The 16,626-nt window shown below is 58.3% G+C and carries 13 protein-coding genes; 8 read left to right on the forward strand and 5 right to left on the reverse strand.

What is annotated here, in order from left to right; translation table 11 throughout:
• Positions 1-9: 9 nt before the first annotated feature.
• From FE702_RS00945 to FE702_RS00955, 3 genes are read right to left on the reverse strand one after another with little or no spacing between them, the layout of a single operon-like run.
• On the reverse strand, positions 10-597 hold the full coding sequence (locus FE702_RS00945) for a TadE/TadG family type IV pilus assembly protein (RefSeq protein ID WP_147124343.1): 588 nt from the start codon (positions 595-597) through the stop codon (positions 10-12).
• On the reverse strand, positions 594-1,229 hold the full coding sequence (locus tag FE702_RS00950; protein ID WP_147124344.1) for a TadE/TadG family type IV pilus assembly protein: 636 nt from the start codon (positions 1,227-1,229) through the stop codon (positions 594-596). The genes FE702_RS00945 and FE702_RS00950 overlap by 4 nt, the downstream gene beginning before the upstream one ends.
• Positions 1,226-2,959 carry a TadE/TadG family type IV pilus assembly protein gene (locus FE702_RS00955; protein ID WP_186826947.1) on the reverse strand — a complete coding sequence of 578 codons (1,734 nt, stop codon included), beginning with the start codon at positions 2,957-2,959 and terminating at the stop codon, positions 1,226-1,228. Before FE702_RS00955 ends, FE702_RS00950 begins: the two co-directional genes overlap by 4 nt.
• A 299-nt stretch (positions 2,960-3,258) precedes the next feature.
• Between FE702_RS00955 and FE702_RS00960 the strand changes: the two genes are divergently transcribed.
• The 6 genes from FE702_RS00960 to FE702_RS00985 all read left to right on the forward strand — a co-directional run bounded on the left by FE702_RS00960 (position 3,259) and on the right by FE702_RS00985 (position 10,449).
• Positions 3,259-4,683, forward strand: a complete 1,425-nt coding sequence (locus FE702_RS00960; RefSeq protein ID WP_147124346.1) for a Glu/Leu/Phe/Val family dehydrogenase — start codon at positions 3,259-3,261, stop codon at positions 4,681-4,683.
• 112 nt (positions 4,684-4,795) lie between these two features.
• The gene (locus tag FE702_RS00965; protein WP_147124347.1) at positions 4,796-5,248 is read left to right on the forward strand and encodes a hypothetical protein; all 453 of its coding nucleotides are present in this window, start codon (positions 4,796-4,798) and stop codon (positions 5,246-5,248) included.
• 126 nt (positions 5,249-5,374) lie between these two features.
• Positions 5,375-6,628: a sarcosine oxidase subunit beta family protein gene (locus FE702_RS00970; protein WP_147124348.1), complete on the forward strand. Its 1,254-nt coding sequence runs from the start codon at positions 5,375-5,377 to the stop codon at positions 6,626-6,628.
• Between the two features lie 72 nt (positions 6,629-6,700).
• Complete coding sequence (locus FE702_RS00975) at positions 6,701-6,982, forward strand: sarcosine oxidase subunit delta (protein WP_147124349.1); 282 nt, start codon at positions 6,701-6,703, stop codon at positions 6,980-6,982.
• Positions 6,972-9,899, forward strand: a complete 2,928-nt coding sequence (locus FE702_RS00980; protein WP_147124350.1) for a sarcosine oxidase subunit alpha family protein — start codon at positions 6,972-6,974, stop codon at positions 9,897-9,899. Before FE702_RS00975 ends, FE702_RS00980 begins: the two co-directional genes overlap by 11 nt.
• Positions 9,892-10,449, forward strand: a complete 558-nt coding sequence (locus FE702_RS00985; protein ID WP_186826948.1) for a sarcosine oxidase subunit gamma — start codon at positions 9,892-9,894, stop codon at positions 10,447-10,449. The genes FE702_RS00980 and FE702_RS00985 overlap by 8 nt, the downstream gene beginning before the upstream one ends.
• On the opposite strand, the gene FE702_RS00990 is transcribed toward FE702_RS00985, so the two are convergent.
• Positions 10,446-11,291 (reverse strand): sugar phosphate isomerase/epimerase family protein, encoded by an 846-nt coding sequence (locus tag FE702_RS00990; RefSeq protein ID WP_147124352.1) that lies wholly within the window; start codon positions 11,289-11,291, stop codon positions 10,446-10,448. The genes FE702_RS00985 and FE702_RS00990 overlap by 4 nt on opposite strands.
• 10 nt (positions 11,292-11,301) lie before the next feature.
• A complete protein-coding gene (locus FE702_RS00995; RefSeq protein WP_147124353.1) occupies positions 11,302-12,285 on the reverse strand; it encodes a fatty acid desaturase in 984 nt (327 codons plus the stop codon).
• 124 nt (positions 12,286-12,409) lie between these two features.
• Here FE702_RS00995 and dnaG point away from each other — a divergent pair, with 124 nt between their 5' ends.
• Entirely contained in the window at positions 12,410-14,365 is a 1,956-nt protein-coding gene (gene dnaG, locus FE702_RS01000; RefSeq protein ID WP_147124354.1) for a DNA primase, read from the forward strand.
• A gap of 209 nt (positions 14,366-14,574) precedes the next feature.
• Complete coding sequence (rpoD, locus tag FE702_RS01005; RefSeq protein ID WP_147124355.1) at positions 14,575-16,566, forward strand: RNA polymerase sigma factor RpoD; 1,992 nt, start codon at positions 14,575-14,577, stop codon at positions 16,564-16,566.
• Positions 16,567-16,626: the final 60 nt, after the last annotated feature.

Below are 16,626 nucleotides of genomic sequence, written 5' to 3' on the forward strand. Positions count from 1 at the left end.
CCGTGGGAATTACCCGCCCTTACATATCCATGTTGGTTTGTTGGCGAATTTGACCTGGTTCACAAAGCGTGGCCGGACAACCACAAAATTGGACACGTCCCGCGCCGGAATGCCAACGCTCAGGCTTGGTCGATGCTTGGCAAAGGTCTCAACAACAATCACCTGATCGCCGTATGGCATGTCTGGCAGGCGATCTGCCTCACGTTTGATCGTGTGGTGCGTATGCTTTTTCAGACCGGACATGTGTCCTTTCTTGGCAGACCACGCGACGCGGTACTTTTTGCGGCGTTCCGAGTAGCAAACGATCGTGACGCGCATTGCGATGCCGCCATCATCCGGTACCAAATGGTCCAGCATGTCGTGCATGCTGTTTAGGTACTGGTTTGTGATCTCTGACTTTTCACGTGCAATGGCGTCTGCAACGGCATAGGTCGCGCGGAGGCTGTCATTTTGCAGGCGGTAGCCTTCGAAGAACACCACGCCAGCCACGCCAACCATTGCAAGCGTTGGCAGAAGAATGATCGCTTCTAAGGCGGCTAGACCACGAGTGTCGTCGCGAAAGCGAGCGAGCCGGGATTTGATAAAACGTAGGATCATCCTTTTGGCTCCGTTACATACGCTGACTGGGTCACCATCGCGAATTTGCCATCGGCACCGACGATGTCGGCTGCAAAGACGGATGACGGGAAGTGAGGTTCAAAGAGGGCACAAACCCGAATGAACATCATCTCGTTTTCGTCACCCAACTGAAGGCTGCGCGGCTCTTGTTCGTCGATTGGACGCACGTTGGCCCATGCTTCTTCCACTGCTTCGGCATAGGCTTGTTCGGCCTCTTCACCGGTCATGCCTGTTGTGTCGACGGGGTCGATTTCGTCAGGACGGTCCACGCAGTCGATCGTTTCGGGGATCGTGAATTTCACGAACGGATCGAAGCGGATCATTTCAACACGCACGACGTTTTCACAGTCAGGGATCAGCGTAGCGTGTTCACAGATTTGCGTGCGCAGATCGTCATGGGTCAAAACCAATCCGGTGCTGAGGCGGATCTCGCGGACAGCCAGGTCAATCCCGCGGTCGAGAAACACTTGCCGCGTCAGATAGAGCCCGGCTTCGAAGGTGCTCAGGAAGATCACCATCGCTGCAGGAAACAGGATCACGAACTCGATGGACGATGCGCCCTCTGTGTCACCACGCAGGCGGCGCATGTATTTGGAAAGCCGTTTGATCATTGGATCAGCCTCAGGTGGTTGATTTGGTTTGCGATGGATTGGAACGCATAGCTCAGGTCGGTTCCGTCCACGTCGTAGTAGTTGCCTACCGCACTGGCGCAGTAGCGCATCACGGATTCACCACCTGACGGGGCTTCGAAGGCAATCGAGAACACGAGGACCGGTTTCAGAGCCACTTGGTCACAGATATCGCGCAGGCGGTCATCGACCTCGCCATAGGCGTCATGCAGCGTCACCGGTGAACGTACGGCGTTGTAGTAGCTCGGCACGGAACCATACCACTGGGAGTATCCGTAATAGTTGCTGCCCCAATAGCCATCTGGATCAGAGTAGCGAAGGAAGTAGTCCGCCGCGTCGCGCGTCGTGAACTCGGCCCACAGGTCTTGCCACGACATTTGCACGGCGTCGGATGGCAGTTGGCTTGCGTAATACCAGTCGTCGTCACTTGTCGTGTATGGCGAGCGTGGGCGGTACAGGCGTTTGCTGCTGCTCTCGTGGCTCAGGTAAACAAGCCAACCATCGTCTTCATCATGGCTACCCGCGGATGCAGAGTAATAGACAGGTGACATAGCTGGTGGGTTGTCAGCCATATTCGCCGGGAATTGATGCACGTAGCCGGGAATGGTGTACTTCCACGCGTGGCTGTCGGCTTCTTCCTCGGTTTCGACGAGCGCAGGTGCCTTGTACTTGTCCAGAATGTCGTACTGGTTCGTGTTCGCACCATCCGTCATCAGCACGATAACTTTCATGGTATCTTCGCTGAAGTAATCGGTCGGCCAGTCGCGGATGAGTTCCGGCAGCTCTTGATCGTCAATCATGGCGTTCACGACCGGGCGGAATGCTGGATCGACCATAGCCGCAGCCCATTTCATGCCGTTGTCGATGCCGGTCCAGCCGTCTGCGCTGAGGCCGTCGATATGCTCGTCCATCTTGGACACATCGGTCTCGTAGGCGAGGATTTCGTGGTCGGATTCATCTTCGCAGTGATAGTGGTACCAACGTGGGGAGTTGTAGCTGTTGTTGCCTTCGGCAAAGTGAGCAACGCGTTCCAGCTCGTCCGTCGTCGAGATCGCGATGGTCTCAAAGTCAGTGTCGCGGAAACGGATGCAGTGCGTCTCATCATGCCACTCGGTCACGTTGTAGTGCTCGAGGATATCAGGCCCCACGTTCACGGTCGCGTTGTAGGGGATGATCGACACCGAGGTGATGCCACTTTCATCGGTCTGTTCATTGACGACGAGGTCAAAGAACTGTTTGGCCGCAGTCTTCAGGTTCTGCAGTCGGCTGTTGGAACCCATCGAACCCGACACGTCCACCACGAGCGAGATTTCGATGTCCGACACACGCTCTTCGGCGGCACCGGAGGCGAAAGCCGGGAACGACTGCACGCCAGAGATATGGAGGAACTTGGTTTCAACGCGGGCACCGGCGACTGCCGACACGCGCTTGTAATTCAGTTTTTTATCAACTTCGACCTTGCCGAGGAATTCCTCAAGCCCCGCCTTCTCGAAGTAGTCGTTCACCACCTCGACGGCTTCATTGGGCTGATCGAGGTCAGCCGCGGCCAGCACAGCTGTGTCGACGGTCTGTTGCAGTTTAACGCGTTGGCTTTCTGCACGCATGGCGTCGACCGCCATGCCGACGATGACTAGCATTGAAAGAAACAGGAAGAGCCACAGCACGAGGATCGCGCCGCTGTCGTCGCGTCTAAGCTTACGGAGAAGGGTCATGACTGCTGCAGCACGCAAGCGGTGCGCATGACCATTGTTTGTCTTGTTACACATGTCTTCTACCCAATCACCCCACCACAGGCGTTGCTCTGGGTGTGCGCGCGGTCGGTGTCAGAATTTGGGCGGGTCCCCGGCGAAATATGGCGCATTTTGGGAAAATTTTCCGGCCAAGACGCTAATGGCCGGATTTTTCACCAACTGTTTCCGGCTGGGAAATGATCTCTCGCTCTTCGAAAAAGTGGTTAAACTCTTCGCAGTCATGGTGCCGATGCACCACGAATCGGGGAGGAAATCCGAAAATGACGAAAGAACCCACCTTCAGGGAATCCGTGGACATCATGTATTCGCGCGCCGTCGCGCTGATGGATTTGCCACCCGGGTTGGCCGAGAAGATCAGGGTTTGCAACGCAACCTACACGGTTCGTTTCGGCGTGCGGTTGCGGGGCGGCATTCAGACATTCACTGGGTATCGGTCGGTGCATTCCGAGCATATGGAGCCGGTAAAAGGTGGCATCCGCTTTGCGACGTCCGTCAATCAGGACGAGGTCGAGGCGCTGGCAGCTTTGATGACCTACAAATGCGCTCTCGTCGAAGCGCCATATGGCGGTTCCAAGGGCGGGCTTTGCATCGATCCACGCGAATGGAACGACAGCGAGCTTGAGCAAATCACACGCAGGTTTGCCTATGAGTTGATCAAGCGCGATCTGATCCATCCGTCCCAAAACGTGCCGGCCCCCGACATGGGAACAGGTGAGCGTGAGATGGCGTGGATGGCCGATCAGTACCAGCGGATGCACACCACCGATATCAACGCGCGGGCCTGTGTAACGGGAAAACCAGTCAATGCAGGCGGGATTGCGGGACGGACCGAGGCCACAGGCCGCGGCGTGCAATATGCCCTGCGCGAGTTCTTTCGAAACGCGCATGACGCGTCGCGCGCCGGGCTGTCCGGGTCACTCGATGGCAAACGCGTGATCGTGCAGGGGCTCGGCAATGTGGGCTTCCACGCAGCCAAGTTCCTGAGCGAAGAAGACGGCAGCAAAGTGATCGCAGTCATTGAGCGGGACGGGGCCGTTTTTGATGAGCATGGGTTGAACATCGAAAATCTGCGTAATCACATCATCAAGACCGGCGGCGTCAACGGTTTTCCAAGCGCAACGTTCGAAGAAGACGGCGCAAAGCTTTTGGAGGCTGAGTGCGACATCCTGATCCCAGCCGCTTTGGAGGGAGTCATCAATCTGACCAACGCGGCACGGATCAAAGCTCCGCTGATCATCGAAGCCGCCAACGGCCCTGTTACGGCCGGCGCGGATGACATCCTGCGCGACAAGGGAACGGTGATCATTCCCGACATGTACGCCAATGCAGGCGGTGTGACTGTGTCCTATTTTGAGTGGGTCAAGAACTTGTCGCACATCCGCCTTGGCCGAATGCAACGCCGTGCAGAGGAAGCGCGCCATCAGTTGATCGTGGATGAACTTGAACGGCTCAGCGCAGATACAGGGATCGGATGGGAACTGAGCCCCGGTTTCAAGCAGCAATATCTGCGCGGAGCAGGGGAGTTGGAGCTTGTTCGCTCAGGTCTCGATGACACGATGCGGCAGGCCTATAACGACATGGCCGATGTCTGGCGCGAACGCGAAGATGTCGCCGACTTGCGGACTGCTGCTTATCTGGTCGCCATCGACAAGGTTGCCGCCAGCTACCGCGCCAAGGGCCTTTAGAGCAATTGCAACGGGTTGGCGGCGCTGCGCAAAAAGCCGCCAATCCGAAACAGAACCGTTGACGCAATGTTTCTAAATTGATTCAAGGTTCCAAACCGATTTGGAGCTTCAGATGACACGTCGACTGACCACCAGTGCTATTGCCCTTGCGACCGCGCAAGTGACTGTTTTTGCGCCGCTGGCACCTGTCATGGCCGCTGAAACAGATGGTTGGGACCTTCTGAAGTCGATCGAAACTGAAGAAATCATCACCGACACGTCCTACGAAGTGCGCAAGATCTTCCCCTCGGAGTTGAAGGATGGGATCGAGCAGTTCGACCTGACGGGATATGTTGTCCTGCTCTGGGCGGATGAAAACGTGCAGGAATTCATGCTGATCTCGGATATGGGTTTCTGCCCGTTCTGCGGCGATCCTGAACATGGAACGGCCTTGCAGGTGTCGCTTGAAAACCCTGCGGCCACACTGGAAGAGGGCGCGCGGATCACGGTGCGTGGCGCGCTTGAAGCGGTGACGGATACCGAGACCACCCAAACCACACGGTTGGTGGCAGCGACCATCCTCTAACTCCTGTCGCAGACCTGCCTGCAATTGGCGGAAATGGTCGCAGGCTCTCTGCACTCTCTTGCTACGTTTGCTCGCAAATGATGGGCTGTACACTTGTGAACAGCGCATGGATTGCGAGGGACCAAGGTGCGATTTTCAGCTTTTGAGATTCTCAAACAGGGGCTGACCGGCAACAAGGGCTGGAAGCCTCACTGGCGGTCGCCAGAACCCAAGTCGCATTACGATGTGATCATTGTTGGCGGCGGGGGGCATGGACTGGCGACGGCCTTCTATCTCGCCAAAGAGCACGGGATCACGAATGTCGCCGTGCTTGAAAAGGGCTATATTGGCGGCGGCAACGTGGGGCGCAACACCACGATTGTTCGGGCCAACTATGGGCTTGAGGGCAATTCGCAATTCTATTCCCATTCGCTGAAGCTTTGGGAAAACATGGAAGCGGATTTCAACTTCAACGCCATGCATTCCCAGCGCGGGATCATCAACCTGTTCCATTCAGACGGCCAGCGTGACGCCTTTGCCCGGCGCGGCAACATGATGATCAGCCAAGGCGATGACGCGATCCTGTTGGACCGCGAGGGCGTCCGCGAAATGCTGCCTTACCTCGACTATGAACAGACCCGGTTCCCGATCTATGGCGGGCTCTACCACCCGCGCGGCGGCACGGCGCGCCATGATGCGGTGGCTTGGGGCTATGCACGGGGCGCAGATATGCGCGGGGTCGACATCATCCAGAACTGTGAGGTTCAGGGGATTGATATCGAAAACGGCAAGGTTGTCGGCGTCCAGACGTCCAAAGGGCCGATCAAATGCGGCAAGCTGGGGCTGGTGACGGCAGGGCGATCATCTCAAACAGCCGCGATGGCCGGGATGCGTCTTCCGATTGAAAGCCACGTGTTGCAGGCCTTTGTGACCGAAGGGTTGAAGCCCTGCGTTGATCATGTCGTCACCTATGGCATGGGGCATTTCTATATCAGCCAGTCGGACAAAGGCGGGTTGGTCTTTGGCGGCGATTTGGACTTTTATGCCTCTTATGCGGCGCGGGGGAACCTGCCGATGGTTGAGCATGTGGTCGAGGCCGGCATGACGCTGATGCCGATGATCGGCAAGGCGCGGATGCTTCGGTCCTGGGGTGGGATCATGGATATGTCACCGGATGGGTCGCCCATCATCGACCGCACGCATATCGACGGTCTCTATCTGAACTGCGGCTGGTGTTATGGCGGCTTTAAGGCTGTGCCGGGGTCGGGTTTCTCGATGGCGCATCTGATGGCCACGGGCAATCACCACGCGCCTGCAGAGAAATATCGGTTGAGCCGCTTTGAGACGGGTCGTGGCCTGATGGATGAGGAGGCGACCGGTGCGCAGCATAACCTCCATTGACCCTCAGCGTCGCGCCGGCTCGGTCCGTGGCGATTTGAGTATTTATGAAAACATAGAAGGGGCGGGTCAGGCATGAAGATATCCTGTCCAATCTGCGGCGACCGCGACATTCGCGAATTCACCTGTATGGGTCACGCGTCCATGCTGAACCGGCCGGATCCGCATGCCGGCGCAAAAGTGTGGAACGAGTATCTGCACAACCGCGAGAACCCGGCCGGCGTGATTGATGAGCTTTGGTGGCACGGGCAGGGCTGTGGCGCGTGGCTTGTCGTGACACGAAACACGGTGACTCACGAAATACTGGGCGCGCGTCTGGCGCGGGATGTGAAGAAAGAGATGCGCGATGCGGGTTGACGGGAAAGGCCGGATTGATCGCAGCGCGACGCGGTCCTTCAGTTTTGCGGGCAAATCCTATCAAGGATTTGCCGGGGATACGCTGGCCTCGGCGCTTTTGGCCAATGATGTGCGTTTGATGGGGCGGTCGTTCAAATACCACCGCCCGCGCGGGGTTCTGACGGCGGGGTCCGAGGAACCGAACGCGCTTGTGACCATCGGGTCGGGCGCAGGGCAGGAGCCCAATGTGCGCGCGACCATGCAAGAGCTCTATGAGGGGCTGGAGGCGCGCCCGCAAAACGCATGGCCGTCACTTGATTGGGACGTGCTTGAGATCAACGATCTGATATCTCCATTCCTCAGCGCGGGTTTTTATTACAAGACCTTCATGTGGCCCAAGGCGTTTTGGGAGAAGGTCTATGAACCGTTTATCCGGAATGCTGCGGGTCTTGGTGCGCTTTCCGGGTCGGATGACGCGGACAAATACGACAAGGCCTTTGCGCATTGCGATGTGCTTGTGATTGGCGCAGGCCCTGCCGGTCTTATGGCGGCACGTATGCTTGGCCTGGCCGGGTTGGACGTGATCCTTGCCGATGAAAGCTGGGAGTTGGGCGGACGTCTTTTGTCCGAGACCGAAGAGGTTGGCGGACAAGCAGGGAGTGATTGGGCGGCCGGTGTCGCCGCTGACTTGGGCGATATGCCCAATGTCCGGGTGATGACACGGACGACTGTCACCGGGGCCTATGACGGTGGGATATTTGGTGCGCTGGAAAAAGTCGGCCATCACGGCCCTGTTCCCAACGGCGCACCGCGAGAGACGTTCTGGCGGATTCAGACAAAACGCGCGGTGCTTGCGGCAGGGGCGTTGGAGCGTCCGATCGCATTTGCGAACAATGACCGCCCCGGCGTGATGACGGCAGGCGCGGTGCGCACCTACCTGAACCGGTACGGCGTGGCACCTGGCCGCAAGATCGCGGTGTTCGGCAACAACGACGACGCGCATCGCACGGCGATGGACCTGCAAGACGCGGGCGTCGAGGTGGCAGCGGTGATCGATAGCCGTGACGATGTGTCGGTGCCGGTGGATGCGAAGGTGATGGCAGGCGCGCGGGTTGTCGGGACCAAGGGACGGCTTGGCCTGCGCGAGATCATGATCGACACCGGGCGTGGCGTGCGTCCGTTGCAGGTGGACTGCCTCGCGGTCTCTGGCGGTTGGAACCCCTCGGTGCATTTGACCTGTCACATGAACGGCCGCCCCGTGTGGGAGCCGTCCATAGCGTCGTTTGTGCCAACACCGGGCGCGGTGCCGGGGTTGGTGGCATGCGGGTCGGCAGCGGGCGACATGGCCACAGCAGATGTGTTGGCGTCGGCTGCGCGTGTGGCCTCTGACATCGCCGCCGATCTGGGCAAATCCGCGCCTACGGCCGAACTGCCAGAGGCTGAAGGACACGTGTATGCCATTGAGCCGCTTTGGGATGCCGGTGGCAAAGGCCGAGCTTGGCTTGATTTTCAGAACGATGTCACAACCAAAGACGTGCGGCAGGCGGCCAAGGAAAACTATGCAAGCGTCGAGCATATGAAGCGCTATACGACGCAGGGTATGGCGACCGATCAGGGCAAGAACTCGAACGTTGCGGCCTTGGCGGTTCTGGCGGACGCGACAGGTCGCGGCATTCCCGAGACCGGGACAACGACATTCCGCCCGCCGTATTCGCCCGTGGCTTTGGCGGCACTTGGCGCGGGCGCAAAGGGAAAAGGTTTTGCACCGGAACGGTTGACGACGTCTCATGCCGCAACGGTTGCGCGAAACGCACCGATGATCGAAGCGGGGCTCTGGTACAGGCCAAGCTATTTCCCGCAGGCGGGCGAAACAACGTGGCGCGAAAGCTGCGACCGTGAGGTTGGCTGGGTGCGCGACGCCGTAGGGGTCTGTGACGTCAGCACCTTGGGCAAAATCGACATTCAAGGTCCGGATGCGGGCGCGTTTCTGGATTTTGTCTATACCAACACCTTTTCGACCTTGAAGGTCGGCAAGGTGCGGTATGGTCTAATGCTGCGCGAAGATGGTCACGTCATGGACGACGGCACCTGCGCGCGCTGGGGCGATACCCATTTCGTCATGACGACCACCACGGCGGCAGCTGGTCAGGTCATGAAGCATCTCGATTATGTGCATCAATGCTTGCGACCTGATCTGGATGTCAGCATTGTCTCGGCGACCGAGCAATGGGCTCAGTTTGCTGTGGCAGGACCCAAATCACGCGACTTGTTGAATGCTTTGCTTGATGCTCCGATCGACAACGAAAGCTTCCCTTACATGGGCTGCGGGCCTGTTTCCGTCGCTGGTGTCGCGGGTCGCCTTTTCCGCATCTCGTTTTCTGGTGAACACGCCTACGAGGTCGCTGTTCCTGCGCGATATGGCGATAGCTTGTTCAGGATGCTTGTCGCGCAGGCCGAGGCGCTGGGCGGCGGAGCCTATGGGATGGAGGCTCTGAACGTCCTGCGGATCGAAAAGGGCTTTATAACCCACGCGGAAATCCATGGGCGTACAACCGCATTTGACATTGGGATGGGGCGGATGGTGTCGTCCAAGAAGGACTGCATCGGTCAGACGATGGCGGCGCGGCCCGGTCTGGTTGAGGATCGCGAGGAATTGGTCGGATTCCGGCCTGCGCGACCGACGGGCAAGCTGCTTGCCGGGGCGCATATTTACCCGCTGGACGGAGACGCCGTGCGCGAACGCGATCAGGGATATATAACCTCAGTCGCATATTCTCCGACTGTTGGCACCGACATTGCGCTGGGTTTTGTGCGTAATGGGCGCAACCGGATGGGTGAAAAACTGCGCATGATGGACCATTTGCGCGGAGAAGAGACGCTGGTCGAACTTTGCGATCCTGTGTTTGTCGACCCGGAAGGAGGACGTCTGCGTGGTTAAGCTGATTGCGAAAAGCGCGGCTGAAGGGCTGTTGCCGGTTGAAGTCGCGGGTGTGCGGGTTGAAGAAATCGTGGCACCGCTGGCTTCTCTATCACCTTTTCAGGGACAGGACGCAGCCTTGGGCAAAGCTTTGAAAAAGGCTCATGGGGTGGTCCTGCCGAAGGCTGGGCAGATCACTCAGGCGGGGGAGGTATCCTGCCATTGGTTTGGTCTGAATCATGTGATGCTGATGGGCGCGGCCCCTGACGCGTCGCTGGCCAAGGTTGCAGCAGTGACTGATCAGTCGGATGCATGGTGTCGTGTTCGCATGACAGGAGAAGCGGCGCGCGACGTGCTAGCACGCCTGACGCCAATTGATCTCCGTGACGCAGCTTTGCCAGTTGGCGCGACCGCGCGAACGGATATTCAGCACATGTCTGGGGCGCTGACCCGCGTGGGTGAAGACGTGTGGGAGGTGATGGTGTTTCGGTCGGTGGCCCGGACATTGGTGCATGACCTAACGACATCATTGGAGACCGTCGCAGGCATTGCAGAGATGCGTAGCGCCTAGCGGGGCTGCGCTGGAGCAGCCTGCTTCCACAGGTCCTGCACCCACGCTTTGATCTGCAACGCCTCATCCCATCGGTTCGACATTTCTCGTCCGTCGGGACCAGTCATCGCATATTCCGGCGGACCGAGTTCGCACAGGAAGATGCAATCGTCATCGGTCCGCTTTCGATAGTCGGTGAAGCCTTCGAGCCACCAGTCCTTGAAAAGGTTCACCCATTTCTGATGTTGCGGGAAATCGAGTTGCAGCTGGATTTGCTGACGCGATGCGACGCGGCCCTGAAAGCTGTCGGCTCGTTGCAGAACACGGCTGATCAGGCCCATGTCTCGCTCAGAGAGCGGAAACCAGAATTCTCGATCCACGACATAGTGAGACAGGTCGGCACACATCCGCATCTCTGGCACGGCGTCCAGGAGCAAGAGGGTCGAATAGAGATCGTTCGTGATGCAGTTGCGATGGCTCTCGAACTGGATCGGCATGCCCACTGTGTCCGCCATGTCAATCCAGCGTCGGATGACGGGGATCATTCCGTCCACGCTCAAAGGTGTGACCTGCCCGATTACATCGACAAATGGAGACCCCATATCCTTGGCCATGATCAGGGTTTCACGCAGACTTTCGACCGTCTTTGGAAAGGCCACAATCAAGGGTGTCAGACCGTGTCGCGCCAAGTGCGGTGCCATGGCGCGGGCAGCAGAGACATCTGCGGCACCAAGATCCAGCGCGAGACCGGCGTAGCCAGCATCGGCCACCATCGCGGCAATGTCCTGATCCGACAACGTGACGCCTGTCTGATCATGGGGCTTCATTGCCCAAGCTGAGGTGTAGACTTTGAGATCGCCCATGGCACCACCCCTATTCAGCGGGCATTCGCGCCATTCGTCCGCCCGAGGCCGGGTAGACCCACACTTCGTTCATGGGCCATTGGCTTTCGTCTTTTTGTGACAGTTTGCGGATCACGTCGATCTGAAACTCGATCCAGCCCATACGATGCACTTCCCCCGCGTGGTCTTCGAGTTTTGTATTGAGGTCGCGCAGTTTCCAGAATGGGACCGAAGGAAATGCATGATGTGCCGTGTGATAGGGCATCTGCCAGCAGAGCCAGCGGATCACTGCGTTCGTGCGCGTCGAGCGTGTGTTTTCCAGAATGTCGTTTTCGTGGCTCAGACCCAGATGTTCGATCGTGTTTTGAAGTTGATGGATCGGTTTCGTCAGGACCATCGGGATCAGCCAGAACGTCAACGCCGCCCATGTTCCGAAGGCGATGCTGATGATTGCGATCAAGCCATAGCCGATCAGGTGAAGACGGCTTTCCTTGACGACCTTTTGCTCTTCTTCCTTGCGGATGTAGGGTTCGACAATGATGCCACGGGCACGACGCACCACGCCAAAGACGCGATTGCGCCAATAGGTGATGCCAGACAGCCAGAACAGATAGGTCTGCAAAGTGTAGGGTTCGCGCACAAGCTCGCCGTCGCGTTCCCAGTCCTGGGTATGCGAGTGATGGGCGAAATGCATGATCTGGTCGAAATCGCGTGGAAAGATCATGACGAAACCAATCGCGCGTCCGAACCATTCATTCAGCTTGCGCGTGGCGAACACGGTTGCGTGGCTCAGCTCATGCTGGGCGGCATAAAGAAAGTTGATCAATACGCCGAGCACAAAGCCGGTCAATAGCACCCAAAGTGTCCCCATGGCGGCCGCGTGCGCCCATGCGGCCAAGGCGATGGCTCCAAGATGTGACGCCATTTGCAATCCGCCCCTGAGGTCGGAGCGCTGGTTTAAGTTGCGGAGTTCTTCGGGTGTCAGCACCTTGCGGCGTGAGAATACGGCGTCCATGGCAATCGTCCTCCCATTTCAACGGGAGGCTATGCGCCGATGCGCAGCCTGTCGAGCATTTGTCGTCCGATCTGTCCACAGCGGGATGCTTGAAACCGCTCGCTGCGCAACAGATACTCATTACATGAGCCTGCCACCCGGATTCTTAGATGAACTTCGCAACCGCGTGTCCATGGGGCAGGTCGCGGGGCGTAAGGTCATGTGGGACGCCCGTAAATCCAACCAAGGCAAAGGCGACCTCTGGGCACCGTGCCCATTCCATCAGGAAAAGACCGCCAGCTTTCACGTCGATGATCGCAAGGGGTACTACTATTGCTTTGGCTGCCATGCCAAAGGCGACGCCATTTCCTTTGTGCGTGAGACCGAGAATGTGGGCTTCATGGAAGCGGTCGAAATTCTGGCCGGTGAGGCCGGAATGCCGATGCCTGCGCGCGATCCAAAGGCGCAGGAAAAGGCGGATGAGCGCACCGAACTGAGCAAGGTCATGGAGATGGCTGTTCAGTTCTTTCGCCTGCAGCTCAAGACCGGGGCAGGGGCCGCGGCCTACCGCTATCTGGCAGACAAGCGCGGTTTATCGGATGACGCTATCGGCAGGTGGGAACTCGGCTTTGCGCCTGATGGATGGCAAGGTCTTTGGGATCACCTGACAGGGAAGGGCGTGCCGGAGGACAAGATACTTGCCTGCGGTTTGGCCAAGGCTTCGGACAAGGGGCGCAAGCCCTATGACACCTTTCGCAACCGGATCATGTTTCCGATCCGGGATGCGCGTGGGCGCTGCATTGCATTTGGCGGTCGAGCCATGGACCCGAACGATAACGCCAAATACCTGAATTCGCCGGAAACACTGCTCTTTGATAAGGGACGCAGCCTCTATAACCACGCGCCGGCCCGCGAGGCGTCTGGCAAGGGCGACCCAATCATCGTCGCCGAAGGCTACATGGATGTCATCGCCTTGAGCGAAGCAGGCTTCAAGGCGACCGTTGCGCCATTGGGAACGGCGGTGACAGAGGCGCAGTTGGAACTGTTGTGGCGGATGTCCGAGGAGCCGGTGATCGCATTGGATGGCGACAAGGCCGGCATTCGCGCGGCGCACCGGGTCATCGATTTGGCGATGCCGCTCTTGGCGGCGGGCAAAGGGTTGCGCTTCGCGCTGATGCCCGACGGCAAAGATCCTGACGACGTGATCAAGTCCGGAGGGGCCGATGCCATGCAAGAGGTGCTGGCAGAGGCGCAGCCCATGGTCAGCCTCTTATGGCAGCGCGAAACAGAGGGCCGAGTGTTTGACAGCCCGGAGCGGCGCGCAGCGTTGGACAAAACTCTGCGCGAAAAGCTCAAGCTGATACAGGACCCATCGCTGCGAGGACACTACGGCGAAGAGATCAAGCGTCTGCGCGCGGAGCTTTTTGGATATGGTCAGTCGCGGCCAATTCAGCGCGGAGAATTCAGGCGTCCGCGCGGGAAATGGCAACCCGCAGCCGGTCCGCAGCAAACCACGCGCAACTCGTTTCTGGCGCAGCAGGAAGGGGCCGAATCAGCCCTGCGCGAGGCGGTGATCCTAGCAACAGTTGCAGCGACGCCTGCTGTTTTGTCGGAGTTCGAGGTGGAATTGGAAGACCTTGAATGCGCCGGGGATCGCGCGATCTTGCGCGATGCGCTATTGCGCATCGATGATCCGAGTGTTGCCGATGATGTGTTGTCAGCGCACGGTGCCATGCCGGCCCTTGAAAGCCTGCGCGCGCTACCCCATGTGGCGATAACGCCAGCGGTTCGCACGCCTGGAGATATGGAGCTTGCCCGGCTATGTCTTGCCGAGGAATTTGCCAAGCTTGCCGCCCGTATGGGACACGCCAAGGAAGTTGCGGAAGCCATTGAAGACATTGATGGTTTGGTAGACGAAGGCCTGACGTGGCGGCTGAGTCAGGCGGCGCAGGCGCTGCAATCTGCCGGGCGTCAGGACGACGAAGACACAACGGAATATGACACCGCGCCCAATGGTGCGCGGCTGAGCAAGGACGAAAGATCGAGCTTTGACGAATTGCTCGATGGCATCAAGTTCTCCAAGAGCAAAGGACGCGGCTAACGCGGCCTGACCTCTCAGGATCGGCACTGCTGTGGCTCTGAGACCGCTTTTGATGAGGAAGACGTAAACGAATCAGGGTAAATAGGTTGCGAATCACCGGAGGGACCGGTTGATTCGGTAAAATACTGCGAACGACCTGAACTGCCCAAACCCAGACTGCCCCACGCTGTATGCGCGCTCGGGGCTGCCCGCGTAAGGAGCCCCGCCGGATGGCTGCAAAAGACACCAACGAAGATCGAAAGCAGGACGACCGTCACAACGAGCCGATGGTCGATATGAGCCAAGCGGCGGTCAAAAAGATGATCGGCGAAGCTCGGGAAAAAGGCTTCATCACTTACGATCAGCTGAACCAGGTTCTTCCGCCCGATCAGGTGTCCTCGGAACAAATCGAAGACGTGATGTCGATGCTGTCGGAAATGGGCATCAATATCATCGAGGATGAAGAGGCCGACGAAGACGACAACAAGGGCTCGACCGAAGTTGTCACGACCAATCAGGCGCGCGACGTTGTACTGGGCAGCGGCGAACAGGAGAAGCTGGATCGCACCGACGATCCTGTTCGGATGTACCTGCGCGAGATGGGCAGCGTTGAATTGCTATCCCGCGAAGGCGAGATCGCGATAGCAAAACGCATCGAGGCTGGCCGCAACACGATGATCGCGGGCCTCTGCGAGAGCCCGCTGACATTCCAGGCGATTACGATCTGGCGAGACGAACTTCTTGGCGAAGACATCTTGCTGCGCGACGTGATCGACCTTGAGGCGACGTTCGGCAACCAGATGGGTGAGGACGGCGAAGACGAGCCCGTGGTCGACACGACGGCTGCCGCCGGAGCAACGACAGAAGCCAAGAAAGACACCGGCCCCGAGCTGGATGCCGACGGCAACCCGATCGCCCAAGACGACGATGACGACGAAGACGATCAGGCCAACATGTCCCTGGCAGCTATGGAAGCCGCGCTGAAGCCACGTGTGCTTGAGACGCTGGACCGGATTGCCCATGACTTTGCCCAACTGTCCGAAATGCAGGATGTCCGGATTTCTGCGACCCTGAACGAAGACGGCAGCTTCAGCAAAAAAGACGAAGAACTCTATCAGGCCTTGCGCTCCGAGATTGTGGCGCTGGTGAATGAACTTCACCTGCACAACAACCGGATTGAGGCTCTGATTGACCAGCTGTACGGCATCAACCGCCGGATCATGTCGATTGACTCGGCGATGGTGAAACTTGCTGACCAGGCCCGCATCAACCGTCGTGAGTTTATCGAAGCTTATCGGGATCGCGAGTTGGATCCGAACTGGCTGGACGAGATGGCTGAAAAGCCCGGTCGTGGCTGGTCGATGTTCATGGAACGCTCACGTGACAAGGCCGAAGACCTGCGCGCCGACATGGCGCAAGTGGGTCAATATGTTGGCCTCGACATTAGCGAATTCCGCCGCATCGTGCAGCAGGTCCAGAAGGGCGAAAAAGAAGCCCGTCAGGCCAAGAAGGAAATGGTCGAAGCGAACCTTCGCCTCGTGATTTCCATCGCCAAGAAATACACAAACCGCGGCCTACAATTCCTTGATCTTATTCAGGAAGGTAACATCGGCCTGATGAAGGCCGTCGATAAATTCGAATACCGCCGCGGCTACAAGTTCTCGACCTATGCGACGTGGTGGATCCGCCAGGCGATCACCCGGTCGATCGCGGATCAGGCACGCACCATCCGTATCCCCGTCCACATGATCGAAACGATCAACAAGCTGGTCCGCACAGGTCGCCAGATGCTGCACGAGATTGGGCGCGAACCGACACCAGAGGAATTGGCAGAAAAGCTGCAAATGCCGTTGGAAAAGGTCCGCAAGGTGATGAAGATCGCCAAGGAACCGATTTCGCTCGAAACGCCGATTGGCGACGAAGAGGATTCGCAGCTCGGCGATTTCATCGAAGACAAGAACGCGATCCTGCCGCTGGACTCAGCCATTCAGGAAAACCTGAAAGAGACCACGACGCGCGTCCTGTCCTCGCTCACGCCGCGTGAAGAGCGCGTTTTGCGGATGCGCTTCGGCATCGGCATGAACACTGACCACACCCTTGAGGAAGTTGGCCAGCAGTTCAGCGTGACCCGTGAACGTATTCGCCAGATCGAAGCAAAAGCTCTGCGTAAGCTGAAGCACCCAAGCCGCAGCCGCAAGCTGCGCAGCTTCCTCGATCAGTGATCGAAGACGCCGACGATCCGCAAGTTCGCGTTAGGCACGTCTTGTGGACCGGCGGTTGGG

This window comes from Shimia ponticola (genome assembly GCF_007995215.1).
Classification (GTDB): domain Bacteria; phylum Pseudomonadota; class Alphaproteobacteria; order Rhodobacterales; family Rhodobacteraceae; genus Shimia_B; species Shimia_B ponticola.

What these genes read in the sequence shown, in the direction of transcription:
- FE702_RS00950 (WP_147124344.1), bottom strand. Translation starts at nt 1,229, where the DNA reads ATGATCAAACGGCTTTCCAAATACATGCGCCGCCTGCGTGGTGACACA.
- FE702_RS00995 (WP_147124353.1), bottom strand. Translation starts at nt 12,285, where the DNA reads ATGGACGCCGTATTCTCACGCCGCAAGGTGCTGACACCCGAAGAACTC.
- rpoD (WP_147124355.1), top strand. Translation starts at nt 14,575, where the DNA reads ATGGCTGCAAAAGACACCAACGAAGATCGAAAGCAGGACGACCGTCAC.
- FE702_RS00980 (WP_147124350.1), top strand. Translation starts at nt 6,972, where the DNA reads ATGCGGGTTGACGGGAAAGGCCGGATTGATCGCAGCGCGACGCGGTCC.
- FE702_RS00960 (WP_147124346.1), top strand. Translation starts at nt 3,259, where the DNA reads ATGACGAAAGAACCCACCTTCAGGGAATCCGTGGACATCATGTATTCG.
- dnaG (WP_147124354.1), top strand. Translation starts at nt 12,410, where the DNA reads ATGAGCCTGCCACCCGGATTCTTAGATGAACTTCGCAACCGCGTGTCC.
- FE702_RS00975 (WP_147124349.1), top strand. Translation starts at nt 6,701, where the DNA reads ATGAAGATATCCTGTCCAATCTGCGGCGACCGCGACATTCGCGAATTC.
- FE702_RS00965 (WP_147124347.1), top strand. Translation starts at nt 4,796, where the DNA reads ATGACACGTCGACTGACCACCAGTGCTATTGCCCTTGCGACCGCGCAA.
- FE702_RS00990 (WP_147124352.1), bottom strand. Translation starts at nt 11,291, where the DNA reads ATGGGCGATCTCAAAGTCTACACCTCAGCTTGGGCAATGAAGCCCCAT.
- FE702_RS00945 (WP_147124343.1), bottom strand. Translation starts at nt 597, where the DNA reads ATGATCCTACGTTTTATCAAATCCCGGCTCGCTCGCTTTCGCGACGAC.
- FE702_RS00955 (WP_186826947.1), bottom strand. Translation starts at nt 2,959, where the DNA reads ATGACCCTTCTCCGTAAGCTTAGACGCGACGACAGCGGCGCGATCCTC.